General features: G+C 54.4%; 24 protein-coding genes and 1 tRNA gene. 11 read left to right on the plus strand and 14 right to left on the minus strand.

Features of this window, described 5'->3' with window-relative positions; genetic code table 11:
- Positions 1–103 precede the first annotated feature (103 nt).
- From der to ndk, 9 genes are all read right to left on the minus strand, one after another.
- A complete protein-coding gene (gene der, locus ABNH10_RS03780) occupies positions 104–1513 on the minus strand; it encodes a ribosome biogenesis GTPase Der (protein WP_349384803.1) in 1410 nt (469 codons plus the stop codon).
- Between the two features lie 108 nt (positions 1514–1621).
- Positions 1622–2764, minus strand: coding sequence for an outer membrane protein assembly factor BamB (gene bamB / locus ABNH10_RS03785; RefSeq protein ID WP_349384804.1), 1143 nt, complete (start codon positions 2762–2764; stop codon positions 1622–1624).
- Positions 2765–3400 (minus strand): YfgM family protein, encoded by a 636-nt coding sequence (locus ABNH10_RS03790; RefSeq protein ID WP_349384805.1) that lies wholly within the window; start codon positions 3398–3400, stop codon positions 2765–2767.
- A gap of 172 nt (positions 3401–3572) precedes the next feature.
- A complete protein-coding gene (gene hisS, locus ABNH10_RS03795) occupies positions 3573–4841 on the minus strand; it encodes a histidine--tRNA ligase (RefSeq protein ID WP_349384806.1) in 1269 nt (422 codons plus the stop codon).
- 80 nt (positions 4842–4921) lie between these two features.
- Positions 4922–6040 (minus strand): flavodoxin-dependent (E)-4-hydroxy-3-methylbut-2-enyl-diphosphate synthase, encoded by a 1119-nt coding sequence (gene ispG, locus ABNH10_RS03800; RefSeq protein ID WP_349384807.1) that lies wholly within the window; start codon positions 6038–6040, stop codon positions 4922–4924.
- A gap of 21 nt (positions 6041–6061) precedes the next feature.
- Entirely contained in the window at positions 6062–6955 is an 894-nt protein-coding gene (locus ABNH10_RS03805; RefSeq protein WP_349384808.1) for a RodZ domain-containing protein, read from the minus strand.
- The gene (gene pilW / locus ABNH10_RS03810) at positions 6952–7737 is read right to left on the minus strand and encodes a type IV pilus biogenesis/stability protein PilW (protein WP_349384809.1); all 786 of its coding nucleotides are present in this window, start codon (positions 7735–7737) and stop codon (positions 6952–6954) included. Before pilW ends, ABNH10_RS03805 begins: the two co-directional genes overlap by 4 nt.
- Positions 7737–8879 (minus strand): dual-specificity RNA methyltransferase RlmN, encoded by a 1143-nt coding sequence (gene rlmN / locus ABNH10_RS03815; protein WP_349384810.1) that lies wholly within the window; start codon positions 8877–8879, stop codon positions 7737–7739. Before rlmN ends, pilW begins: the two co-directional genes overlap by 1 nt.
- A gap of 83 nt (positions 8880–8962) precedes the next feature.
- On the minus strand, positions 8963–9394 hold the full coding sequence (gene ndk / locus ABNH10_RS03820; RefSeq protein ID WP_349384811.1) for a nucleoside-diphosphate kinase: 432 nt from the start codon (positions 9392–9394) through the stop codon (positions 8963–8965).
- A 296-nt stretch (positions 9395–9690) separates the two neighbouring features.
- Between ndk and sufB the strand changes: the two genes are divergently transcribed.
- From sufB to ABNH10_RS03855, 7 genes are all read left to right on the plus strand, one after another.
- Positions 9691–11130, plus strand: coding sequence for a Fe-S cluster assembly protein SufB (sufB, locus tag ABNH10_RS03825; RefSeq protein ID WP_349384812.1), 1440 nt, complete (start codon positions 9691–9693; stop codon positions 11128–11130).
- A gap of 146 nt (positions 11131–11276) precedes the next feature.
- Positions 11277–12032 (plus strand): Fe-S cluster assembly ATPase SufC, encoded by a 756-nt coding sequence (gene sufC, locus ABNH10_RS03830; RefSeq protein WP_349384813.1) that lies wholly within the window; start codon positions 11277–11279, stop codon positions 12030–12032.
- Positions 12029–13258 (plus strand): Fe-S cluster assembly protein SufD, encoded by a 1230-nt coding sequence (gene sufD, locus ABNH10_RS03835; RefSeq protein WP_349384814.1) that lies wholly within the window; start codon positions 12029–12031, stop codon positions 13256–13258. Before sufC ends, sufD begins: the two co-directional genes overlap by 4 nt.
- Positions 13258–14466 (plus strand): aminotransferase class V-fold PLP-dependent enzyme, encoded by a 1209-nt coding sequence (locus tag ABNH10_RS03840; protein WP_349384825.1) that lies wholly within the window; start codon positions 13258–13260, stop codon positions 14464–14466. The genes sufD and ABNH10_RS03840 overlap by 1 nt, the downstream gene beginning before the upstream one ends.
- 240 nt (positions 14467–14706) lie before the next feature.
- Positions 14707–15066, plus strand: coding sequence for a HesB/IscA family protein (locus ABNH10_RS03845; protein WP_349384815.1), 360 nt, complete (start codon positions 14707–14709; stop codon positions 15064–15066).
- Between the two features lie 19 nt (positions 15067–15085).
- The gene (sufT, locus tag ABNH10_RS03850; protein ID WP_011589149.1) at positions 15086–15628 is read left to right on the plus strand and encodes a putative Fe-S cluster assembly protein SufT; all 543 of its coding nucleotides are present in this window, start codon (positions 15086–15088) and stop codon (positions 15626–15628) included.
- Positions 15629–15730: 102 nt separating this feature from the next.
- Complete coding sequence (locus ABNH10_RS03855; protein ID WP_349384816.1) at positions 15731–16183, plus strand: SufE family protein; 453 nt, start codon at positions 15731–15733, stop codon at positions 16181–16183.
- Positions 16184–16278: 95 nt separating this feature from the next.
- Here ABNH10_RS03855 and ABNH10_RS03860 read toward each other — a convergent pair whose 3' ends face one another.
- On the minus strand, positions 16279–17430 hold the full coding sequence (locus tag ABNH10_RS03860) for an IscS subfamily cysteine desulfurase (RefSeq protein ID WP_349384817.1): 1152 nt from the start codon (positions 17428–17430) through the stop codon (positions 16279–16281).
- A 56-nt stretch (positions 17431–17486) separates the two neighbouring features.
- Entirely contained in the window at positions 17487–17951 is a 465-nt protein-coding gene (gene iscR / locus ABNH10_RS03865) for a Fe-S cluster assembly transcriptional regulator IscR (RefSeq protein ID WP_349384818.1), read from the minus strand.
- Positions 17952–18189: 238 nt separating this feature from the next.
- Between iscR and ABNH10_RS03870 the strand changes: the two genes are divergently transcribed.
- The 3 genes from ABNH10_RS03870 (at position 18190) to ABNH10_RS03880 (ending at position 19617) form a co-directional block, all read left to right on the plus strand.
- Positions 18190–18266: transfer RNA gene (locus ABNH10_RS03870), tRNA-Met, on the plus strand.
- A 401-nt stretch (positions 18267–18667) separates the two neighbouring features.
- On the plus strand, positions 18668–18970 hold the full coding sequence (locus ABNH10_RS03875; RefSeq protein WP_349384819.1) for a hypothetical protein: 303 nt from the start codon (positions 18668–18670) through the stop codon (positions 18968–18970).
- 14 nt (positions 18971–18984) lie between these two features.
- The gene (locus ABNH10_RS03880; protein ID WP_349384820.1) at positions 18985–19617 is read left to right on the plus strand and encodes a hypothetical protein; all 633 of its coding nucleotides are present in this window, start codon (positions 18985–18987) and stop codon (positions 19615–19617) included.
- A 137-nt stretch (positions 19618–19754) separates the two neighbouring features.
- Here ABNH10_RS03880 and ABNH10_RS03885 read toward each other — a convergent pair whose 3' ends face one another.
- The gene (locus ABNH10_RS03885; RefSeq protein WP_349384821.1) at positions 19755–20792 is read right to left on the minus strand and encodes a tetratricopeptide repeat protein; all 1038 of its coding nucleotides are present in this window, start codon (positions 20790–20792) and stop codon (positions 19755–19757) included.
- Between the two features lie 195 nt (positions 20793–20987).
- Entirely contained in the window at positions 20988–21461 is a 474-nt protein-coding gene (locus ABNH10_RS03890) for a hypothetical protein (RefSeq protein WP_349384822.1), read from the minus strand.
- Positions 21462–21856: 395 nt separating this feature from the next.
- Between ABNH10_RS03890 and ABNH10_RS03895 the strand changes: the two genes are divergently transcribed.
- Positions 21857–22204 (plus strand): type II toxin-antitoxin system RelE/ParE family toxin, encoded by a 348-nt coding sequence (locus ABNH10_RS03895; RefSeq protein WP_349384823.1) that lies wholly within the window; start codon positions 21857–21859, stop codon positions 22202–22204.
- Positions 22205–22211: 7 nt separating this feature from the next.
- On the opposite strand, the gene ABNH10_RS03900 is transcribed toward ABNH10_RS03895, so the two are convergent.
- Complete coding sequence (locus tag ABNH10_RS03900; protein WP_349384824.1) at positions 22212–22532, minus strand: helix-turn-helix domain-containing protein; 321 nt, start codon at positions 22530–22532, stop codon at positions 22212–22214.
- Positions 22533–22927 lie beyond the last annotated feature (395 nt).

Below are 22927 nucleotides of genomic sequence, written 5' to 3' on the forward strand. Positions count from 1 at the left end.
GCAGGTTTACCCCCCCTGCTATAACTCCGTACCCCCAACGTTTGATAACCTACCCCCCCACCCCTGTTATGCGTTACCGGCCCCCCCGGCATTCCCCAAAGAGTTATTTTTTCATCCGTTTGATCATCCGCTTGCGCTTGTGCACTTGCCGGTCGGTCAGCACATTCTTTCGCCCTTCATAAGGATTCGTGCCAGATTTAAATTCCAGCCGGATAGGCGTACCTTCCAGTTTCAGCAGCTCGCGGAAACGATTTTCCAGAAATTTCTTATAGCTGGCGGGCAAGGCTTCCGTGCGGTTACCGTGCAACACCAACGTCGGTGGGTTATTGCCGCCCAAGTGAGCATAACGCAATTTGGCACGAAAGCGTCCATTGCGCGGTGGCGGGTGGCCGTTGGTGATCTCTTCCATCATCCGAGTCAATTCGTTGGTGCCAATCTTGATAAAGGCGCTATCCCAAGCCTGCTCCACCATGCCCCAAAGATCCCCGACCCCAGTACCATGCAGCGCTGAAATGAATTTGATCTTTACCCAGGGGGCAAATTCCAAGCGCCGCCCAAGGTTCACCCGAACCCGTTCTTTATGATCGGCTTCCAAGCCATCCCATTTGTTTACAGCAATCATCAACGCACGGCCGCTATCCAGGGCATAGCCCAGCAGGTGCAGATCTTGATCGGTAATACCTTCACGGGCATCGATCACCACCACCACCACCTGAGCCGCTTCCATGGCCTGCAGTGCCTTGATCACGGAAAACTTCTCAACCATCTCGAACACTTTACCGCGCCGACGCACCCCCGCGGTGTCGATCAAGGTATAGGCGCGGCCCATGCGCTCAAACGGCACCTCAATGGAGTCACGAGTGGTTCCGGCGTGGTCAAACACCACCACCCTCTCTTCACCAAGCATACGGTTGATCAGGGTGGATTTGCCCACGTTAGGGCGCCCCAATACCGCCACGCGAATGCTGTCTTCACCGGGTTTTTTGGAGGTGCGGTGCTCTCCTTCCGGGAGCAGCTCCAGATCCGTGAAGCCTTCGAGGACATGTTCGATCATGCTGGTGACACCACGACCATGGGCCGCAGCGATGGGCAACACTTCGGTAAGCCCCAGCGCAAAGAACTCGGACATGGCCGAATCCGCGTCCACGCCATCGGTCTTGTTGACGATGAGATAGGTGGGCTTGGGTAGCTTGCGCAGCTCACTGGCAATCTGCTCATCGGCGGCGGTCAGCCCAGCACGCCCATCCACCATGAACAGCACCACATCCGCCTCAACCACCGCCTGCAGGGATTGGCTGGTCATCGGTACGTCGATGCCATCATCGTTCTCGCCGATACCGCCGGTATCCACCACCGTGTACAAGTAGCCGCCCAGCTGGCCATCCCCGTATTTGCGGTCACGGGTCAGCCCAGGAAAGTCAGCCACTAAGGCGTCCCGAGTTCGGGTCAGTCGGTTAAACAGTGTGGATTTGCCCACATTGGGCCGCCCAACCAGGGCGATTACCGGCTTCATAGTCATCTCAACGAGGTTTCAACGGCGCTATGGTAACGCCAAAGGGGGCGCCAAACGAAAAAATCTGCGCGGCGCGCAGATTTTTCAAGGATCGACTAAGCAGACCGGTTACTTCGGCCGCAGTGCATAGGCGGCCAGCTTACCGTCATAGCTCAGTACATACAGGGTATCTTCGTAGCTGACCGGAGTGCCGGAAAACCCATCACGGTCGTGCCGTTTGCGGGCCAGCAAGGTGCCGTCATCCACATTCATCCAGTGCAGATAACCTTCAAAATCGCCTACTGCGACTAAGTCGCCCTGAACTGCTGTGCCAGTAAGGCGGCGACCGTAAAGTTTGTCCTGTTGCCAGAGCACACTGCCGGTGCGCTGGTCCACAGACCGCACCACACCCTGGTCATCGGCCACGAACAAACGGCCACCGCTTGCACTGATCACCTGGGCGCTGGACATTTCTTTGCCCCAGTACTGTCGGCCGTTAACCTGATCTGCCACACCTACCTTACCTTGAAAGGCCACCGCGAAAACCCCGCCACCTTCCACGATCATGTTCCCGTCCACATCAGTAAGACGGTCCAATTCAGAACGCCCGGAGGGTTCAGCAATGCGCTGCTCCCAGGCAGGCACGCCCGTTTCGGCGTCCAGAGCCGCTAGTTTTGCATTGGCGAAACCGGCATAGACCCGGCCATCAGCGATGGCGGGTTGAGCCAAGCCGCGCAGAGTCAGGATGGGAACCGGGGTTTCATAGTCCCACACTTGGTCACCCGCGTTGGCGTCCAGCGCCGTCACATGGCCATCTTGAGTCTGGAACACGGCAATAGTGCCGTTACTGACGGGAATCGCCAGCGCTTCACCGGAAAGCTGGGTGCGCCACAACTCTTCGCCACTTTCCATGGACAAAGCCACGGCCATACCTTCACGTGTACCGTAAAGCACCATACCGTAACCGGCGTAGAAGCCACCGCCAATGCGATCCTCTGTTTTTACCCGCCACTGGCGCTTGCCTTTGTCGCGGCTAACAGCGTACACCTCACCAAAAACATCGCCGGCGAACACTTGTTGCTGGGTCACGGCCGGGCGCAGGGTCAACTGGCTCTCTTCCACCCCGTCGCCCACACCTTCTTTCCAAAGCCGTTTTACCTTGTAGCTGGCATCGAAATCCGGCAAGTCATTGGGCTCAATGGCATTCGGGTTGGAGCTACAACCGGCCAATAACAGGCCGGCCAGTGCGAAGGGGAGAAGGAAATATTTCATTTAGCTCTTCAGGTCATCCAGTTTCATCTGCACACGGTCTTTTTCACCGTTGTCCTGCAGGGTTTCCAGCGCCTGAGTGTAGGCATCTGTGGCTGCTTGCTGGTCGTCACGGGCTTTCGCCAAGTCGCCACGTAGTTCCAGAGCCATGCCATTGAAGGCATCCGGAAAGCTATTGTCCAGCTCGGCGGCAGCCTTGTCATAGGCTTCTTGTTGCAATAACACACGCACCAAACGCAAGCGTGCGGTATAAGTCAGTGCATCGGTTGCGCCCTCGTCAGCAACCTCCTGCAACAGGGATGCGGCTTTTTCGTAATCACCTGCTTGCACCGCCAGCCGAGCCTGGGCAAGGCTGGCGTAGTTGGCATAGGCAGTGCCAGGGAAATCTTCTTTGAGTGCTTCGGCCTGCTGATTCACTGCCGCTTCATCCATTTGCTGTGCGGTCAGTGCTTCCACCAATACTTGATACTCTTTGGAGGCTTCAGCGGACTGTTCGCCTTGGTGGCCTTGCCATTCACGCCAGCCAATCAGGGCTGCCACGGCCAGCACCACAGTAATAATCGCGGCGGTACCGTTCTTTTGCCACCACTCTTTTAGCAGCTCAGCCTGTTCGTCTTCATCGCGCATGTAATCTGCCACGCGGCTCTCCTTTCGTTTTTATATCCCGAGGTCCGGGTCGTTGTTTGGTCAAATTGAAAGTTCAAAGCCCAAGAGCGCGGAGAAATCCTTTCCGGATGGCAATATCTTGATCTCGTTTCAACTTTGAACTTTAAACTTTCAACTCGTCTATTGTCTGGTTCAGGGCACCCTGTTACGCGAGAAACGACGTCACCGCGTTGGCCACATCGCCCTGAGCAACCTGAGCCTGTTCGCCCTGGCCCCGCAGTGGTTTCACCGTTACCACGCCGCTAGCCAATTCATCTTCACCAATAATCAAGGCCACCACGGCGCCACTGCGATCGGCTTTTTTCATCTGGCTTTTAAAACTGCCGCCCCCACAGTGCAACTGGATTGCACGGCCGGGCAAAGCATCACGAAGATGTTCAGCCAACGCCATGGTCGGGGCCAGCACATCGCCCATGGCCATCACATAGACGTCCACCGGCGCTGACAGTTCCGGCTTTTCCTGCTCGATAAGCAAAATCAACCGCTCGACCCCCATGGCGAAGCCCACTGCTGGGGTGGGTTTGCCGCCCAGCTGCTCCACTAGGCCGTCGTAGCGACCACCGGCGCACACAGTGCCCTGTGCGCCCAGCGCATCGGTAACCCATTCGAAAACAGTCTTGCCATAATAATCGAGCCCGCGCACCAAATACGGGTTCACTTTATAAGCAATGCCACTGGTATCTAGCAAGGCTTTCAGCTCTTCAAAATGCGCCACAGCCTCATCATTCAAATAATCCGCCAGCTGCGGCGCGCCTTTAAGCACCTCGCGGGTACCCGGATCTTTACTGTCCAACACGCGCAACGGGCTGCGCTCCAGACGCTTCTGAGAATCCCCGTCCAGATCGTCAAAATGGGTCTTCAGATAATCCACCAGGGCATCGCGATAACGGGCTCGGTCAGCGCTGTCACCCAGGGAATTCAGCTCCAAAGACACCTTGTCGGCCAAACCCAAGGCTTTCCACAGCCGCGCGGTCAGCAGGATGACTTCTGCATCGATGTCCGGGCCGGCCATGCCGAAGGTTTCCACGCCAATTTGGTGGAACTGGCGATAGCGGCCCGCCTGGGGGCGTTCGTGACGGAACATGGGGCCGGCGTACCACAGCCGCTGGGTTTGGTTGTACAATAAGCCATGCTGCTCACAAGCGCGCACGCAACTGGCGGTACCTTCCGGACGCAGGGTAAGGCTGTCACCGTTGCGGTCGTCGAAGGTGTACATTTCCTTTTCCACGATATCCGTCACTTCACCGATGCTGCGCTTGAACAGGTCCGTCTGCTCCACAATGGGCATGCGAATTTCCTGGTAACCATAACTGGCCAGCACCGTGCCCACTTTTGCTTCCAACCACTGCCACAGGCCGGTCTGTTCCGGCAGAATATCGTTCATCCCACGGATAGACGTGATTTTCTTACTCACTGCAATTCCTTAAAAAACGCAGAACGCGGACGCCTAACACCGGACGCGAACCCACCACGCCCGGTCTGGATCCACGCCTTCTATTCACTACGGGCGATAATGCCTTTTTCTTCGTCTTCGCGCTGTTTCTTGACCTTGGCGCGCACCATTCGCTCAAGCTCGTCGACCAAGTCGTCAGCGGTAATGTGGTGGCTTTTTTCACCGTCACGGTAGGCTAAATTATTGGGCGTGCCGCCGGTGAGCCCCACATCCACTTCACGGGCTTCACCGGGGCCATTCACCAAGCAGCCGATCACCGCCAGGTCGACGGATTCATTGATGTCTTCCAGCCGCGCTTCCAGCTCGTTCACCGTTTTGATCACATCAAAGTTCTGTCGTGAACAGCTCGGGCAGGCAATGATGTTCACGCCTTTCTTGCGCAGGTTCAGGCTTTTCAGGATATCGAAACCAACGCGTACTTCTTCCACCGGGTCCGCCGCCAGAGAAACACGAATTGTGTCGCCAATGCCTTCCATCAGTAGCGCGCCAAGCGCCACCGCAGACTTCACCGTGCCAGAACGGAAGGTCCCCGCTTCGGTGACACCCAAGTGCAACGGCTGCTCTAGCTGAGAGGAAAGCTTGCGGTAGGCTTGCAGCGTCATAAATACATTGGAAGCCTTAACGCTAACTTTGAAATTCTGGAAATCGTAACGGTCGAGGATGTCCGCATGACGCAAGGCCGATTCTACCAATGCATCAGAGGTGGGCTCGCCGTATTTGCGTTGCAATTCTTTTTCCAAGGAGCCGGCATTCACACCGATACGAATCGGCAAGCCTTTGTCTTTGGCGCACTGAATCACTGCCTTGATACGGTCTTCTCGGCCAATATTACCAGGGTTGATACGCAGGCAGTCCACGCCCTGCTCAGCCACGGCTAAAGCAATTTTATAATCGTAATGGATATCCGCCACCAGCGGCACATCCACCTGCTTGCGGATTTTGCCGAAGGCCTCGGCGGCCTCCATGGAGGGCACCGAAACCCGTACGATATCCACACCGGCATCTTGCAACCGGCGGATCTGGCCGACAGTGGCATCTACATCACAGGTTTCAGAATTGGTCATGCTCTGTACGGAGATCGGGGCATCGCCACCGACAGGGACATTGCCCACCATGACTTGGCGGGTTTTACGGCGTTGAATCTTAACTTCCGGTTCCATGGTGTTTTCTACCCTCGCGAATCAGGGAGCGGAGATTCGCACAACTTTACCGGGGGAATCCGTCGGCAAGGTGACAGCTTTACCGTTAACCAGCAACTCGTCCACCGCCCCAGCGTTACCGAGAGTCAGGTTGAACGGCGCTTTGCCATCCAGCATCAGGGAGGCGCCACCGGATTGCTCGCCCTGGCGCAGAGTGCGTCCAGTGGCATCGGTGACCTTGATCCAGCAATTGCTGGTAAAACTAAGCAGCAGGCGATCAAGACCATTGGCCGCCAACATGGACGAATCATCGTCACTTTCCTGAGCCTGTTCGGCGCCATCAGAAGCGCTGGCGGGCACCGGATCTGGAGACTCTTGCTGCATACTGTCGTCATTGGCACCGCCATCGTCAAGGCCTGCACCCTGCGTCGCATCCGCCGCCATCCCGGCACCAAACCCAACCTCGTCCCGCACTCCCATGCTGCTATTCATGCCCTCAGGCTCAATGCCCTGCTCAGACTCTTGGGCCTTCTTTTCAGGCAGAGCCGGCAGCTGGCCTTTGGCTGGCCAAAATGCCCATAACAATGCAATCAGTACCGCCAGCACCAAGGCAATCAGTACCGGTTTGCGCCAAGCCGAAGGCGGCGGCGCCATAGACGGTAGCTGCAAGGGTTTCTCCAGCGCGTCCTCGTTGACCATCTGCTGGAAAGTATTGGCGATTTCATCCGCCGGCAAGCCCAGCAGGCGTGCGTAGTTGCGCAGATAGCCCTTCACGAAGGTGGCTTCCGGCAAACGCTCATAGTCGTCCGCGTCCAGACTCTGCAAATAGGTCAGCGACAAGTGCAAGCGCTGAGCCGCCTCAGCCTGGGTCATGCCCTGGGCCTCACGGGCTTTGCGACAACGTTCGCCGGGTAATACCACTATGTCATCGCTCATTGCTGCGCTCCTTTTGCTTGCTCAGCTTTCCACTGCTGCCACTGACGGTACTCGCCAGAGCGGCGGTAAAGATTGTCCAGGGCCAGCTCATAGCTGGATTGCTGGTTGCGGTAGCCCAACGAATTGGACAGTTGAATACCCAGCCACAGGGCGCGGGCACTCTGACGGCCGGTGCGCTGCACATATTGCTGGTAATAATCCCATGCAAGGCGGTCACGGCCTTCGTCAAAATACAATTGTGCCAGCGCCAGGCTGGGCTGAACTGAACGGGGATTCAGGCGCAGTGCCTTAATATAGGCTTTGCGTGCATCTTCATTGTTCTCCAAACGCTGATAACAGCGCCCCATGTTTTCCCAGGCACTGCCTCGGCCCTCATAGGACGGATCGTTGGCGGCTTTTTTGAAATGTTTGAGTGCTTCTTTGTACTCACCACGGCCATACAGCAAGGTACCGTAGTTATTCAGTGCCGGGGAGTAATGGCGATCCGCATCCAGCGCTTTGCGGTAATGGTACTCTTCGTTGGTAGGATCCTGCTCATAATTGTAGAGCAGTGCCATGGCATTATGCGCGACGGCACTGTCATCATCCAGATTCAACGCGCGCGAGAAATGACGGCGAGCCTCCGACGGGCTGCCCTGCTGCAAATACTGTAACCCGGCTGCCACACGGCTGTTTACCGCATCATTCACTTTCACCTTGGGCCCATCGTCCACCGTGACACACCCGGCGGCAAAAAATCCTGCAAGACACAGGATAAAAATAACCTGAAAAAAACGTCTCATTAGGTCTGCGCTGTGTTGTTATCGGTTTGTTCGGCGCGATGAAAAATGGATTGTTTCCAGCGCTCACTGCGCCGGGTACGATCCTTCACCTGCCCTACCAGCTGACCACAAGCGGCATCAATATCATCACCGCGCGTCGTCCTCACCGTGGTCATCACTCCATTGTCATTCAGATATTTGTGAAACTCCAAAATATCGTTTTTCCGGGACCGCTCATAACCCGCATGCGGGAATGGGTTAAACGGTATCAGGTTTACCTTCACGGGGATGCCGTTAAGCAGTTTAACTAACTGGCGAGCATGTTCCGGCTTGTCGTTCACATCCCGCAACATCACATATTCCATGGTGATGGTGTTATGGCGATGGGTAATATTTTTGCTATAACTCTTGCACGCCGCCATCAGGTCTTTCAGCGGGTACTTACGATTCAATGGCACCAGCTGATTGCGCAGCTCGTCATTGGGGGCGTGCAGGCTCACCGCCAATGACACGTCCAGGTCCTCACTAAGCTGATTCATTTTCGGAATCACCCCGGAAGTGGACACGGTGATGCGTTTTTTGCCAATACCGTAACCCAGATCATCTTTCATGATCCGCATGGCCGTAAGCACCTTGTCATAATTAAGCAGGGGCTCGCCCATGCCCATCATCACCACATTGGTAATCGGATGCTGGCCCAGGTTACGGCGCGGGCCAAAGGCGCGGCTAGCCTGCCACACCTGGCCGATGATCTCGGCGCTGGTCATGTCGCGCTGAAAGCCCTGCTTGCCGGTGGAGCAGAAGCTGCAGTCCACTGCACAGCCCACCTGGGATGACACACACAAGGTGCCGCGCCGGCCATCAGGAATAAAAACGGTTTCCACGGCACCGCCGTTATCCATTTCGAACACCCATTTGCGGGTGCCGTCACGGCTAATGCTCTCGTGGGTTACCTCCGGGCCGCGTATTTCCGCCACCTCGGACAATTTCTGGCGCAATGCCTTACCCACATCGGTCATTTGCTCGAAGGAGTCCGCCTGGTGGTGGTGGATCCATTTGAGCACCTGCTGGGCACGGAACTTCTTCTCCCCCATGGTCAGGAAGAACTCTTCCATTTGCGGGCGAGAAAGGCCGAGCAGATTCACCTTCTGTTGGGCAGTCATAGCATTCTCCAATAGGAAACCGGGTTTCCTTTAAACGCCAGCCACGGCCCAAGGCCATGGCTGGCATTGCACGCTGGCTGACATTAGCTAGCGCGCGGGCACACTTCTTCATCGGAGAAGAAATAGGCCAATTCGCGGGCAGCAGACTCGGTGGAGTCAGAACCATGGACCGCGTTTGCGTCGATAGTTTCCGCAAAATCTGCACGGATAGTGCCAGCTTCCGCTTCTTTCGGGTTGGTGGCACCCATCAGGTCACGGTTTTTGGCAACCGCATCTTCACCTTCCAGCACCTGCACAACCACAGGACCGCTGGTCATGAAACCCACCAGATCCTTGAAGAAAGGACGCTCTTTGTGCTCAGCATAGAAGCCGCCCGCTTTTTCGTCGCTCAGGTGTACCATTTTCATGGCAACCACGCTCAGGCCAGCCTTTTCGAAACGGGTAACGATTTCGCCGATCACGTTCTTGGCCACGGCATCAGGCTTGATGATAGAGAGTGTGCGCTCAACAGCCATCAGTCAGTTCACTCCAGATTTGCGTTAAATGGTCCTCGGCAACAGCAAGGGCTGCCCGGGGCAATGACAGGGGGGATTGCAGGCCGACTAAAGCCGCCAGTTTCACCACCCCTTGGAACCGGCGCATTATACGCAAGCGGGGTGAATTATGATACCGTTGCGAACCCGTCGGAGGCGCCCATGCCCTGCCGTTGCGGGGGCGCCCATTTTCTTACCGCCCCCCATTCGACAGCGCCCTGTAAAGGCGTATAATACCCGACTAAATTACTCTGGTATTCAACTTCAGGCCCTGATCTATGAGCCAAGCCGAACTGGACAAGCTGATTCGCTCCAATTACGAGGCCGGTTTTACCACCACGGTGGACACCGAGACCCTGCCCCCTGGGCTGAGCGAGGAAGTCATCCGTTTTCTGTCCGCCAAAAAAGGCGAACCGGAATGGATGCTTGAGTGGCGCCTAGACAGCTACCACAAGTGGCAGGAGATGCCCACGCCGGGCTGGGCGCACCTGCACCATCCGCCCATCGACTTTAACGAGGTGTCTTACTACTCCAAACCCAAAAGCTTGGACGACGCCCCAAAAAGCCTGGACGAAGTGGACCCGGAGCTGCTCGCCACCTATGAAAAACTGGGCATCCCCCTGCACGAACAGGAAATGCTGGCCGGTGTCGCTGTGGACGTAGTGTTCGATTCCTCCTCGGTATTCACCACCTTCAAAGAGAAGCTGTGGGAAGCCGGAGTAATTTTCTGCTCTATTTCCGAAGCCATTCAGGAATACCCGGAGCTGGTGCAGAAATACATGGGCTCTGTGGTGCCCAAAGGCGACAACTTCTACGCCGCTCTGAACAGTGCGGTGTTCTCTGACGGCTCCTTCGTCTACATTCCCAAGGGCGTACGCTGCCCCATGGAGCTGTCCACCTATTTCCGCATCAACGAAGCCAACACCGGTCAGTTCGAGCGCACCCTGATCATTGCCGACGAAGGCAGCTACGTGAGCTACCTTGAAGGCTGCACCGCACCTCAGCGCGACGAAAACCAGCTGCACGCAGCGGTAGTTGAACTGGTTGCTCTGCCCGGCGCCGAGATCAAGTACTCCACCGTACAGAATTGGTACCCCGGTGATGAGAACGGCAAAGGCGGCATTTATAACTTCGTGACCAAGCGCGGTATCGCCCACGACAACAGCAAAATTAGCTGGACCCAGGTAGAAACGGGCTCCGCCATTACGTGGAAGTATCCGTCCGTGATCCTTCGCGGCGACAACAGCATCGGTGAGTTTTACTCCGTAGCGCTGACCCGCCACATGCAACAGGCAGACACCGGCACCAAGATGATCCACCTGGGCAAGAACACCAAGAGCACCATTATTTCCAAGGGCATCTCCGCCGGGCGCAGCAGCAACAGCTACCGTGGCCTGGTGCGCATCAGCCCGCGGGCAGAAAACGCCCGTAATTTCACCCAGTGCGACTCACTGTTGCTCGGTGACACCTGCGGCGCACACACTTTCCCGTACATCGAGTCGAAAAACCCCTCAGCCACCATCGAACACGAGGCCACCACCTCCAAGGTGAGTGACGACCAGATGTTCCTGTGCCGGCAACGCGGCATCGACCCGGAAAAGGCGGTTTCCATGATTGTGAACGGCTTCTGTAAAGAGGTGTTCAAGGAACTGCCCATGGAATTTGCCGTGGAAGCGGGCAAGTTGCTGGAAGTCAGCCTGGAAGGCGCAGTGGGCTAAGCCCTCATCCTCAAAATGACTGTGTGGGAGTTTGCCCGCAAGCGATTCGCCCTTTACCAATCATGGATCGCGAGCAGGCCTGCTCCCACCGCAAACCGAATCAACCCGGGCTGGCCTCCCAGCCCAACCGAAAGGCGCATCAAAATATGCTGGAAATTCGTGATCTGCACGCCACCGTGGCGGACAAGCCGATTCTCAAGGGTTTGAACCTGACCGTTAAACCGGGTGAGGTGCACGCCATCATGGGCCCCAATGGCTCCGGCAAATCCACTCTGGCCAACGTGCTGGCGGGTCGTGACAATTACGCAATCACCGGTGGTGAAGCTCTTTTCGAAGGCAAAAGCCTGGCAGACCTGGAGCCGGAAGAGCGCGCCCAGGCCGGCCTGTTCCTGGCCTTCCAGTACCCGGTGGAAATCCCCGGCGTCTCCAACATGGAATTTCTAAAAGCCGCACTGGAATCTGTTCGCGGTGCCCAAGGCAAGGAAGAGTGGGATTCGGTTACGCTGCTGCGCCAGGCCCGCACAGCCTGCAAGCAAGTCAATCTGGATGCCAGCTTCCTCAAGCGCGGCGTTAACGAAGGCTTCTCTGGCGGCGAGAAAAAGCGCAACGAAATCATGCAAATGCTGCTGATGGAACCGAAACTGGCGCTGCTCGATGAAACCGACTCCGGCCTCGACATCGACGCGCTGCAAACCGTGGCCAAGGGCGTCAATTCCCTGCGTAGCCCCGAGCGCGGCATCGTGCTGGTGACCCACTATCAACGCCTGCTGGACTATATTGTGCCGGACTTCGTGCACGTCCTGTCCAATGGCCAAATCATCAAATCCGGTGGTAAAGAACTGGCTTTCGAACTGGAACAAAAAGGTTACGGCTGGCTTACCGGAGAAGAGGAATCCGCATGAGTCTCTCTGCTTCCTCTCTAGCACAGGAATTAAAAACCCAAGCGCTCGCCAACGCACAGCGTAACGGCAGCGAAGGCGATGCCTTGGCCGCGCTGGAAGCCGCCAGCTTCCCGGAACGCAAGACCGAGCGCTGGAAGTACACCTCCTTGCAGGCACTGGCCGATGGCCATCTCAACGCCATTGCCGACGGCGAAATCAACCCGCCGCTGCCCGCCCTGTCTAAGCATGTGGTGACCATCAACAATGGGCAGCTAGTCGACCACAACCTGCCCGACGGCGTGACCTTGTCCCATGAGGGCCCGGCCATCAACGGCCTGCAGACGCCCTTTGCATTCTATAACAGCGCCGTTGCCAGCCAGCCCATCGTGCTTACGGTGGCCGCCAATACGCGCATCGAACAGCCCATTCATGTGCAAATTCAGGCAGCCAGTGATACTCCTGCACACTGCAACCCCCGCCTGGTAGTGGTCCTCAATCAGGGTGCCGAAGCCGCCGTGATCGAGCATTACCATGCGCAAGGCGAGGCGTTGACCAATGCAGTCACCGCCCTGATCACCGCCGACAACGCTCAGCTGACCCACTACCGGCTGCAAGGCGAACAGGCATCCACCTTACATATCGGCACCCTGATCATCGATCAGCAAGGTGCCAGCAAGGTGGACAGCTACCAGCTGATGACCGGCAACCGCCTGCGCCGCAACGATGTACGCGCCCTGGTGAACAAAAGCGGCGCCGAGCTAAACATGAAAGGCATCTTCGTGGTGCGAGATAACAGCCACGTGGACAACCAGATGTGCGTGGAGCACGCGGTTCCCAACGGGGAATCGGATCAGAACTTCAAAGGCCTGGCCGGCGAAAGAGGCAAAGCGGTGTTCAACGGCCGCATCCATATCCACCCCGGTGCCAGCGGCACCAATGCCGGGCTATCCAACAAGAATCTACTGCTCAACCCCGGCGCGGAGATCAACACCAAGCCGGAGCTGGAAATCTACAACGATGACGTGAAGTGTGCCCACGGGACCACCGTAGGCCAGCTCGATGCCATGCAGCAATTTTACCTGCAATCGCGCGGCATCCCGGCAGCCGAAGCCAAGCGCATGCTGAGCCTGGGCTTTGTTAACGAACTGCTGATGACCCTGCCCCACGAAAAAGTGGCGCAGTGGGCCACCCCCTGGCTGGAAGCCGAGCTGGCCCACACCTCGCCGGCGCAAGAGTCTGCCGCGTGATGGATATTCAGGCCCTGCGTGCGCAATTTCCGATTCTGGATCAGCAAGTCAACGGCAAACCGCTGGTGTACCTGGATAACGGCGCCACCACCCAAAAACCGGTAGCAGTGCTCAACGCGCTGGACAACTACTACCGCACGGTGAACTCCAACGTCCATCGCGGCGCCCACTATCTGAGTGACGAGGCCACCGGCCAGTTTGAAGGCGCCCGCCAAACCGTGGCGGATTTCCTCAACGCCAGCCGCGAAGAAATTTTGTGGACCAAGGGCACCACCGAGTCCATCAACATGGTGGCCCAGTGCGTTGCCCGTGAGCGCCTGCAGCCGGGCGACGAAGTGCTGATTGGCACCAGTGAGCACCACGCCAATATCGTGCCTTGGCAACAGGCCTGCGCCGCCACCGGCGCCACCCTGAAAGTGATCCCTCTGCGCGATGATTGCAGCCTGGATCAGGCCGCCTTTGAGCAGTTACTCAGCAGCAAAACAAAGATTTTCGCCATCGGCCATGCCAGCAATGCGCTGGGCACCCTGAATCCGGTAAAAGCGATGATCGCCAAGGCCAAAGCCGCCGGCGCCATTACCCTGATCGACGGTGCTCAAGCAGTGGCGCACTTCCCCGTGGACGTGCAGGACCTGGACGTGGATTTCTACGCCTTTTCCGGCCACAAGGTATTTGGCCCCACTGGCATAGGCGTGCTCTACGGTCGCCGCGAACAGCTGGAGGCCATGCCGCCCTACCAGACCGGCGGGGAAATGATTGAAACGGTGAGCTTCGAAAAAAGCACCTGGAATCAGCTGCCCTACAAATTCGAAGCCGGCACCCCAAACATTGCCGGCGCTATTGGCCTGGCCGCCGCCATTGAGTGGCTGCAACAACAGGACCGCCCGGCGCTGGCTGCCCACGAAGACGCCCTGCTGGCCCATGCCACAGAGCGGGCCCAAGCCTGCGACGGCTTGAAAATCATCGGTACCGCCGCCAATAAAGTCAGTGTGCTGTCCTTTCTGCTGGATGGCGGCCACCCAGCCGATGTGGGCATGCTGCTGGACAAACAAGGCATTGCCCTACGCACCGGCCACCACTGCACCATGCCCCTGATGGATACTCTGGGCATACCCGGCACTGTCAGGGCCTCATTCTCGATTTATAATACGTTGGAAGAGGTAGATCGCTTGTTCGAAGGTCTGGAGAAAGTGAAGACATTTCTCTGAAGATCAGGGCTTTACTGATAGCCTCACTGACTGAAATATTCATGCAGCGGACGTTGAAAGCTCAAAGTTTAAACGCCGTCGCGTATTGACGCTAAACGGAAACGGCAGTGGCAGCGACAGTTCAGAACTGCCCGAAGCGCACGCGCATGGTCGGAAGGCACTTTGCCCATACCCACGCCTTTCAACGTTAAACTTTGAACTTACAACTCACTCCTCGCAAGCTCGCAAGGAAGGTACAACATGACAGTTCAGACATTCCAACCCGGCCAGGTCACACTGCACCTGACCGAGGCCGCCAACCAACAGGCCCTGCGCGAGATCCAGCGGGCCAGTGCCGCCGGTATTCGTCTGGATCTGGACGAGTCCGGCTGTTCCGGCTTCATGTACACCCTGGACTTCGTGGAAAGCGCCAAAGACGGCGACAAGCTGTTCAAAATCGATGGCGTAAACCTCTACGTGCCGGAAAAATGGCTGCCCATGTTGAATGGTCTGGTTATCGACTACGTCACCGAAGGGGTCAACAGCCTGTTCAAGTTTCGCAATCCCAACGCCACCGGCGAATGCGGTTGCGGCGAAAGCTTTACCGTCGACGACGTCTAACCAGTAGCCCGGATAAATAATGGCAGACCAACGCACGGTAGTGGTTCAACGCGACGTTCCGGCCCGCAAGGTACCGGACGGCACCCGTATAACCATTCCCAAGAACAGCTTCGTCAACCTGCGCCAGGCGCTGGGCGGCACCTATACCGTTACCATTAATGGCAATATGGCGCGCATCGACGGCACCGATGCGGATGCCATCGGCCAAGAGCCACTGGAGCTAAACTTTGCCCCCGCCAATGACGATGGCAGCGTCCGCGACGACGACCTGAACACCGTCTTGGAAACCATTTTCGATCCGGAAATTCCGGTAAGCATTATGGCCTTGGGCCTGGTCTACGGCTGCGACGTTATTCAACGAGACGGACAAAATGTGGTGCAGGTCCGCATGACTCTCACCGCCCCCAACTGCGGCATGGGCCCAGTGCTGGTGGGCGACGTGGAAGACCGCTTGGGCAAGGTTCCCAATGTAGACAAGGTGGAAGTGGCCCTAGTGTTCGACCCACCCTGGAGCCGCGAAATGATCAGTGAAGAAGCCCAGCTCGAGCTGGGGATGTTTTAGTTTACGCCGGACCTCGGACGCCAAACGCCAGACGCGCAAAACCACGACAGCGGTTAGCCTTTGGCGTCAGGCATCCAGCGTCAGGCCACGGAGCTCAACAACGTGTCTGATTTTGATATTCGCAGCATTAAGCTTGGCAATGAGATTACCGCGGAAGATATCGCCGAAGATCTAGAATTTCTGGATGACTGGGAAGAGCGCTACCGCTATATCATAGACCTGGGCAAACAGCTGCCGGCCCTGCCGGAGGGCTTAAAAACCGAGGACCGTTTCGTACGCGGCTGCCAAAGCCAAGTGTGGCTGGAAACCGATTACGACAACGACGCTGGCACTCTGTACTTGGCGGTAGATTCCGATGCGCTCATCGTTAAAGGGCTTGCCGCCATTGTGCTTTCTGCACTGAATCGGCAATCTCCTGAGGGCGCCCGCGATTACGACATGGACGCCTTCTTTGAGCGTATCGACTTGCTCAGCCACCTGAGCCCTACCCGCGGCAACGGCCTGCGTGCCATGGTCGCCAAAATCAAGCAACAGGCCACCCAGCTAGCCGCCTGAACTCAGGCTTTCTTTCCTTCTCCGCAACATCGCCCCCGAAAATAGGGGCGCTGGTCGAGCCCGGCCCGGCATAGAAAACCACATCACCAGGGGCGTTAAGCGGATACCGTGCGCAAGCGGTTTACGGCATCAACCACCGAGCTTATCGCCCGCTCAATATCCTCCGGCGAAGTAAAACGCCCCACCGAAAAACGGATCGACCCATGGGCCAGCGCATCGGTCACGCCCATAGCTTTGAGAACGTAGGAAGGCTCTAGCGACGCGGAGGTACAAGCGGACCCTGAAGACACCGCCACCCCATTCATGGCTGTGAGCAGCATTTCACCATCCACACCCTCGAACGCCACATTTAAATGGCCAGGCAAGCGCGCAGCACCCTCACCATTGACGCTCACACCACCCAGCGCCGCGATACCACGCCACAGCCGATCACGCAACGCGCAGATACGCGGCCCTTCCTCATCCTTCAAAGAGCCCGCCAAAGCAAAAGCTTCGCCCATGCCCACAATCTGGTGGGTTGCCAAAGTACCGGAACGCATGCCCCGCTCATGGCCACCGCCATGAATTTGTGCGGCCACCTTTACATCCGGGGAACGGCGCACATACAAAGCCCCGATCCCCTTTGGCCCATAGACCTTGTGAGCACACACTGACACCAGATCCACCGGCAAGTTTTTTACGTCTAGGGGTAACTTCCCCACAGACTGGGCCGCATCGGTATGGAACAGCACACCCCGCTCACGGCACACCCCGCCAATGGCAGCAATATCGTTAATCACACCGGTTTCGTTATTGGCATGCATTACGCTCACCAGCACGGTGTCGTCTCGCAGCGCCGCGGCAACACTCTCAGGGCTTATCTGGCCATTGCTTTGCGGCTTCAGGTAGGTCACAGCGTGGCCCTGCGTCTCCAGCCAGCCACAGGCGTCCAGCACCGCTTTGTGCTCCGTCGCACCCGTAATCACATGGCCGCCTCCACGGGCATCGAGCACGCCTTTCAAGGCCAGATTATTGGCCTCTGTAGCACCACTGGTCCACACCACTTCACGGGGATCGGCATTCAACAAATCAGCCACCTGGCGACGGGCGGACTCCACGGCTTCCTCCGCCAGCCAGCCATAAAGGTGGCTGCGGGACGCAGGGTTGGCAAAGGTGCCCTCAGGGCCAAGATGACGGACCATAGCGTCCACCACCGCCGGGTCTACCGGAGTGGTCGCCGCATAGTCCAGATAAACGGCATTACTCATGATGGGTATCGTATGGCTGGTATCGGGTTACAGAAGCCGGCACTGCCGGCACACAATCAAAGGCTGCTGACGGGTAAGCGCTGCTGGTGTCGATCCTGACGCTGGGCCACCTGCCGCACTTCCTGGCGGGCGACCAGTTCACCCAGCGTAATACCGCTGAGAAAATCCTGAATCTGATCAGACAAATCGCACCATAGGTGGTGAGTCAGGCAGATATCCCCTTCCTGACAATCCCCATGGCCGCCACAACGAGTGGCATCAACGGACTCATCCACCGCCGCAATCACCGCGGCTACATCAATCAGCTCACTGTTCCGGCTGAGCTGATAACCGCCACCGGGGCCACGCACGCTGCTCACCAGGCCATTGCGACGCAGCTTGGCAAACAACTGTTCCAGATAAGAAATGGAAATGCCCTGACGTTCGGAAATATCCGCCAACGACACCGGCCCCGTCGCAGCATGCAGCGCCAGATCCAACATAGCGGTTACCGCATAGCGGCCTTTGGTCGTCAAACGCATATCCACACCTTTCTTGCGTGTATTTTAAAAGGGAGAGTAGTAATCCCGAGCAATTTGGTCAAGTACTCTAGCCCAGCAAGGCTAATCAATCCGATCAATTAATGATAGTGATTTTCATTTACATGATAACTATGGCAGATTCCCCGCCCCACAGGCAACTTCTGGTTAAACATTACCCAGCCACACCAGCAGTGCTTGACACCTGCCCCTCCCTCACGGAAAATTCGCGGCCTCAAATGGCAAGGTAGCTCAGCTGGTTAGAGCACAGCACTCATAATGCTGGGGTCGGCGGTTCAAGTCCGCCCCTTGCTACCAAACAAACAAAAAAGGGTTAGAGAGCAATCTCTAGCCCTTTTTTGTGGTTGCCTCATTGCCTACCTGTTGTGTTGCCCACAGAGGCAATCCATCACGGGCGGCCAATCACCCTTGCGCTCGTTAATGACTTCGAGCTGTCCTGTTCCCTGCCTAGCATTGTCCGTAGCTGCCTACGCTGTATATTTTCGTTTGTATATTACCAATAGAGATCAACACCAGAAGCCGGGCAAACCAGCCCAGTACGGCGAGGCAAACAAAAATTTAACGGGGCAAAACGGGGTATAGCGATCATCCAACGCGCAGCAAAAAGGTGGCTCTCAAATAGAAAAAATATGCATACAATGACTGAGCGCGATTCATCACGTTCAGCAAATAATACGTTTTAATCTCAGGGAAGGGATATGAACACACCACGCCAAGGCTGGCAGCTTGCTCTGTCTGTCGCTCTCCTCTTTGGTTTATCCAATACCGCCCTAGCGGATGCTGTGCTTGAAAAGCGCATCGCCAAGTACAAGCCCATTTGCTCAGACTACGAAAGCGCAAAGAAGATTGCAGAATGCCACCGTCCACCTGGCAGCTATCAAGCCGCATACCAAATGACTGGTGAACGAAGAAAACGGGCGCAGGAACAAGGACGAAAGGCCATCAAGATGAGCCGCGACACAGACAGGCACATGGATAAACGATACCGGTCATATCGTTAAGACAGGAAAGAACAATGCCCAAAATTAAGCCTGAACGACTAGATTGGCAAGATCTAGACACCACCAGCAAACATGATCAAAACACACCCGCAGGAACGATTGCCGCAGCGATCGTGATTGCCGCATTGATCATTGTTGGCGGCTGGATTGGTTATACCGAATATAAAGAGTATCAACTCAGGCAAGAGCTTAACCAGCTTTTGAACGGGATTAGTCAAATATTTCACCCACCAGCAACGCCAGTGAAAGTACCGGTTGAAACTAAAGCTCAAAAAAAAGAGAGGCAAGCTAATTGCCGGTTCTGGGCTGCAAAAATCGTTAAGGAAGACACCCCCGAGAACAGGATGATGGTTGAGGAATACTGCTATGGCCCAGGCGGAAGAGACAAAGCATATAGGCAAACCCCAGCGCTCAACCCACAAAGCATCACAAGAGATTTAATCAGAGGAACGGCCAAACCAATACAAGATGCGGTTGAAGAGACCTTCAAAGCTAACCAAAAAAGAAGAGAAGCTCTCATGCATGAACAGAAGCAGCAAAGAGAGCATGCACGGCTGAAAGCACAATTAAGCGAACAATGTGCTTTTTGGCAGGATCAAGCGCCATCAGAACGAAGGACTAAAAAGATTAACCGCTACTGCATATAAACCTTCAGTCACAGGCACAGCTTTAAGGCTACGCACTACATCCTCGCTTCTAACTTTGCCTTGTGACTCCATCAGAAAAACGAGTCTGAGTGTACGGGGCATACACGATGCAAAACCTTACCCCGGACCCCACGCTCTTAATAATTTGCCACTTTACTGAACTGAAGAAGAGCATCTCTATAAGCTTCATTATCGGGATCTATTTGAATCGCTTTCTGAACATGATAAACAGCCATCCCATCTTCATCATTAGCCAACAAAGCTATTGCTAATAAAAAATGAGATTCCGCCGAGGAGGAATCCACAGAAACCAACTTATTAAGATATTTTATTGCTTCAAAATAATCCTTTTTCTCTAGAAAGCTTTTTCCTAAAAACCTCAATGCCAATTTAAAATCAGGATCAATCTGAAGTGCTTTTATGAAAGCATCACGAGCATCATGCTCATTTCCAGTTGAAGAAAGCAAAACCCCTTTTGCAACATAAAAATTAGGGTTATCAATATTAAATAGTTCAGCATCACTCAACACAGACAAAGCTTTTTCTGACTGCCCGTTCCTGAACAAAGTCAAACCAAGGTTTAGATAGTATGGATCAGAAAAACCAGAAAAGCTTACTGCAGAAAGATAAGCCTCCTCAGCATCATGAAGTCGATCCATTTTTACAAGGGCATTACCCAAATTAAAATAATACGAAGAACATGCAGATAAACTAATTGCACTTCTAATTTTATCCTCCGCCTCTTCAAGCCTCCCGTTTTCTATAAAAATAAGCCCTAGGGCATTATAAGCCTCCGAACAATTTGAATTTAATTTAATTGCATAATTGTAATCCTCCTCAGCCAAATCCATTTGATTTAGAGCTGCCCTCACATACCCTCTCATCACATAAACAGCACTATTATCTGGGTCCAAAACTATGCAATCTCTGATAATCCTTTTAGCTTCAAGCAAACCATGAACATCAGAAAAAGAATGGATCAATTCCGTTTTTTTATTCCCTCCAATCAAACAAAAAACCTCATAGAGTTTATTATCAACCTCTAGCTTTAGCTTCCTATCATTTATCTCTAATTCTCTTTTATTTATATTGATGATATTTTTATTAAAACGGCTCGATATCAACAGTGACAACAATGACACCAACAAAGCAAAAACAGCAACATTGTCGCTCACATAAAATTCCCAAAAAAACAACAACCCATATAAAAAAGAATCAACCATATAAAACAAGTCCATTTATTAAATACGAAAAATCACCACTAAAAAACGCAACCGAAAGCCATGGGGTCAGGTCTTGAATCGTGCATCATTGCTGCATCCGAGTGTACGGGGCATACACGATGCAAGGCCTGACCCCGACCCTCCTCATCATTCCGGTGCTTTTTCCAGTTGGAGAACCTCACACTTCGACCCAGTCCAAAAATTATATTCACACGGATTTCTATAGCCCGCTATATCGATCCGCTCACCAGTGGATAGGTCTGTGATACCGGCAGTCCAGTATGGAGCATGAGCCTTTCCCGGCAATGCCACTTCATAGTGACCACCCGGCTCAGCGACAAAAACAAACGTTTTGTGATCTGGATAAAATCCACCTTGGGCATTACCAGACATAGTGATCTGCCGCATACCAGGCAAAAGCTTATAGGTGTTGGAAAAAGATCGCGGGTGAACCCCATCGATCATCGTTATGAAGATATAGGGATCCAAGAAAGGTGTATCAATCGTCAGGGTTGCAGTTTGATCCTCAGGCAGATCATTCACCCCCTCCATTGCGTAAGGGCTAAGCGCACATCCTGATATCATAATGCCAGCCAGTGCCCCCAAAGCTCCCTTTAACATCCCTACCCCCCAATATGATTATTTGAATTGACTACAGTATCGCCGTTCAGTCAGTTACCGGCAATCAGAGCTAACCAACCCCATGCAAGTCACTGAAAAGCCAATATAAGTCATCTACAGAAAGGTTAAATTCGTTCTCATAATGCTGGGGTCGGCGGTTCAAGTCCGCCCCTTGCTACCAAACAAACAAAAAAGGGTTAGAGAGCAATCTCTAGCCCTTTTTTTGTCTGTCCCAGCGTCAAACATCTACCCTGTCTTAGCGTTGATCGGGCTACCCACACTCTCATTTACAACATTAACAGGGTTGCTGTCCGCACCAATCGTCCTACTCGGAGATTGCCTGCCACAGAATTGTCTTTAGAATATTCAGTTTGGTGAAATTGCAAGGATGAGCAGTGAGCAGATTAACCCCCAAAAGGTTCGGTTTCGTTTCCGACGCTGCGGAAAGGGAATACAAGGACCTCCCCTCAGAGATTCAAGATGAATTTGGTAAGGAGCTCAGACGTATCCAGTTCGGAGAGGATCCAACAATACCAATCACACATCTAAACGGCGGAGGAATGGGGGGCGTAGTAGAGCTCAAAATAAATGGCAGCCCCGCCTACCGTTGCGTGTATGTTGCCAAATATGCTGACAGCGTGATCGTTCTGCACTTTTTCGAGAAAACGACAAACCAGACAGATAGACAGGCGATGGTGGTTATCAAACAACGGCTTAGGGAACTTCTTGCTGAAGTGAAGTAACCAAGCCCTATACAGCTAGGGCCTGGTTGTCAGATATTGAAATTGAAGCACGGTGAACTGAGTCGACTTTGACAATCGAGCGGAATCCTAGGTGATCTAGGATGTCAAACATCGCATCAATAGTGAAATTCTCAACTTTTGCGTTCTTAAGCTGAGAAATTCGAGCTTGGCTCACCGCTAGCTCGCTTGCTGCTTCGACTTGTGTCCAGCCTCTTTCTCGTATTTGCTGACTTATCATGATTGACAAATCAACCTTCATTGCCATCTTACTGGCAACTTTTTCTGTATGTGTCACGTGAAATGGGCTGTCGTAGAATTTTAAAGCCATTTCATTTCTCCCAACTCCGACGGGCGGAGAATTATATTAAATTTGATATAATTATCAACTAATGCCCCCCATTTAACAAACCCGTAACTGATTGTTTTTAAATACGTTTACAAATCTCCCCCACAAAAAACGCAAAAAATGGGTAGAGCGGTAACGCCAAGCCTGTCCATAAGAACAGAAAATCGCAGAGAAAGTCCCTGTCATATTGCCGCAGGCAACACGTCAACAATAAAACTTATTTGCATATTTATCGAAATCGAACATCCATGTGTAATCCCCCCATTTTTAATCGTCCGTATGAGTAGAGGGTTAGCCCGCTTTTAGCCGTTGGACTGGGGGTACTCCGCCGATAGCTGAATTCGGCCGTTCGTTATTGTATTGCCACAGCCACTGAG

Source organism: Alcanivorax sp. (assembly GCF_040119285.1).
Taxonomy (GTDB): Bacteria; Pseudomonadota; Gammaproteobacteria; order Pseudomonadales; family Alcanivoracaceae; genus Alcanivorax.

Excerpts from the sequence above, each read along its gene's own strand:
- der (WP_349384803.1), bottom strand. The coding sequence starts at position 1,513 with ATGAAGCCGGTAATCGCCCTGGTTGGGCGGCCCAATGTGGGCAAATCC.
- bamB (WP_349384804.1), bottom strand. The coding sequence starts at position 2,764 with ATGAAATATTTCCTTCTCCCCTTCGCACTGGCCGGCCTGTTATTGGCC.
- ispG (WP_349384807.1), bottom strand. The coding sequence starts at position 6,040 with ATGGAACCGGAAGTTAAGATTCAACGCCGTAAAACCCGCCAAGTCATG.
- ABNH10_RS03805 (WP_349384808.1), bottom strand. The coding sequence starts at position 6,955 with ATGAGCGATGACATAGTGGTATTACCCGGCGAACGTTGTCGCAAAGCC.
- pilW (WP_349384809.1), bottom strand. The coding sequence starts at position 7,737 with ATGAGACGTTTTTTTCAGGTTATTTTTATCCTGTGTCTTGCAGGATTT.
- rlmN (WP_349384810.1), bottom strand. The coding sequence starts at position 8,879 with ATGACTGCCCAACAGAAGGTGAATCTGCTCGGCCTTTCTCGCCCGCAA.
- ndk (WP_349384811.1), bottom strand. The coding sequence starts at position 9,394 with ATGGCTGTTGAGCGCACACTCTCTATCATCAAGCCTGATGCCGTGGCC.
- sufB (WP_349384812.1), top strand. The coding sequence starts at position 9,691 with ATGAGCCAAGCCGAACTGGACAAGCTGATTCGCTCCAATTACGAGGCC.
- sufC (WP_349384813.1), top strand. The coding sequence starts at position 11,277 with ATGCTGGAAATTCGTGATCTGCACGCCACCGTGGCGGACAAGCCGATT.
- sufD (WP_349384814.1), top strand. The coding sequence starts at position 12,029 with ATGAGTCTCTCTGCTTCCTCTCTAGCACAGGAATTAAAAACCCAAGCG.
- ABNH10_RS03840 (WP_349384825.1), top strand. The coding sequence starts at position 13,258 with ATGGATATTCAGGCCCTGCGTGCGCAATTTCCGATTCTGGATCAGCAA.
- ABNH10_RS03845 (WP_349384815.1), top strand. The coding sequence starts at position 14,707 with ATGACAGTTCAGACATTCCAACCCGGCCAGGTCACACTGCACCTGACC.
- sufT (WP_011589149.1), top strand. The coding sequence starts at position 15,086 with ATGGCAGACCAACGCACGGTAGTGGTTCAACGCGACGTTCCGGCCCGC.
- ABNH10_RS03860 (WP_349384817.1), bottom strand. The coding sequence starts at position 17,430 with ATGAGTAATGCCGTTTATCTGGACTATGCGGCGACCACTCCGGTAGAC.
- iscR (WP_349384818.1), bottom strand. The coding sequence starts at position 17,951 with ATGCGTTTGACGACCAAAGGCCGCTATGCGGTAACCGCTATGTTGGAT.
- ABNH10_RS03875 (WP_349384819.1), top strand. The coding sequence starts at position 18,668 with ATGAACACACCACGCCAAGGCTGGCAGCTTGCTCTGTCTGTCGCTCTC.
- ABNH10_RS03880 (WP_349384820.1), top strand. The coding sequence starts at position 18,985 with ATGCCCAAAATTAAGCCTGAACGACTAGATTGGCAAGATCTAGACACC.
- ABNH10_RS03890 (WP_349384822.1), bottom strand. The coding sequence starts at position 21,461 with ATGTTAAAGGGAGCTTTGGGGGCACTGGCTGGCATTATGATATCAGGA.
- ABNH10_RS03900 (WP_349384824.1), bottom strand. The coding sequence starts at position 22,532 with ATGGCTTTAAAATTCTACGACAGCCCATTTCACGTGACACATACAGAA.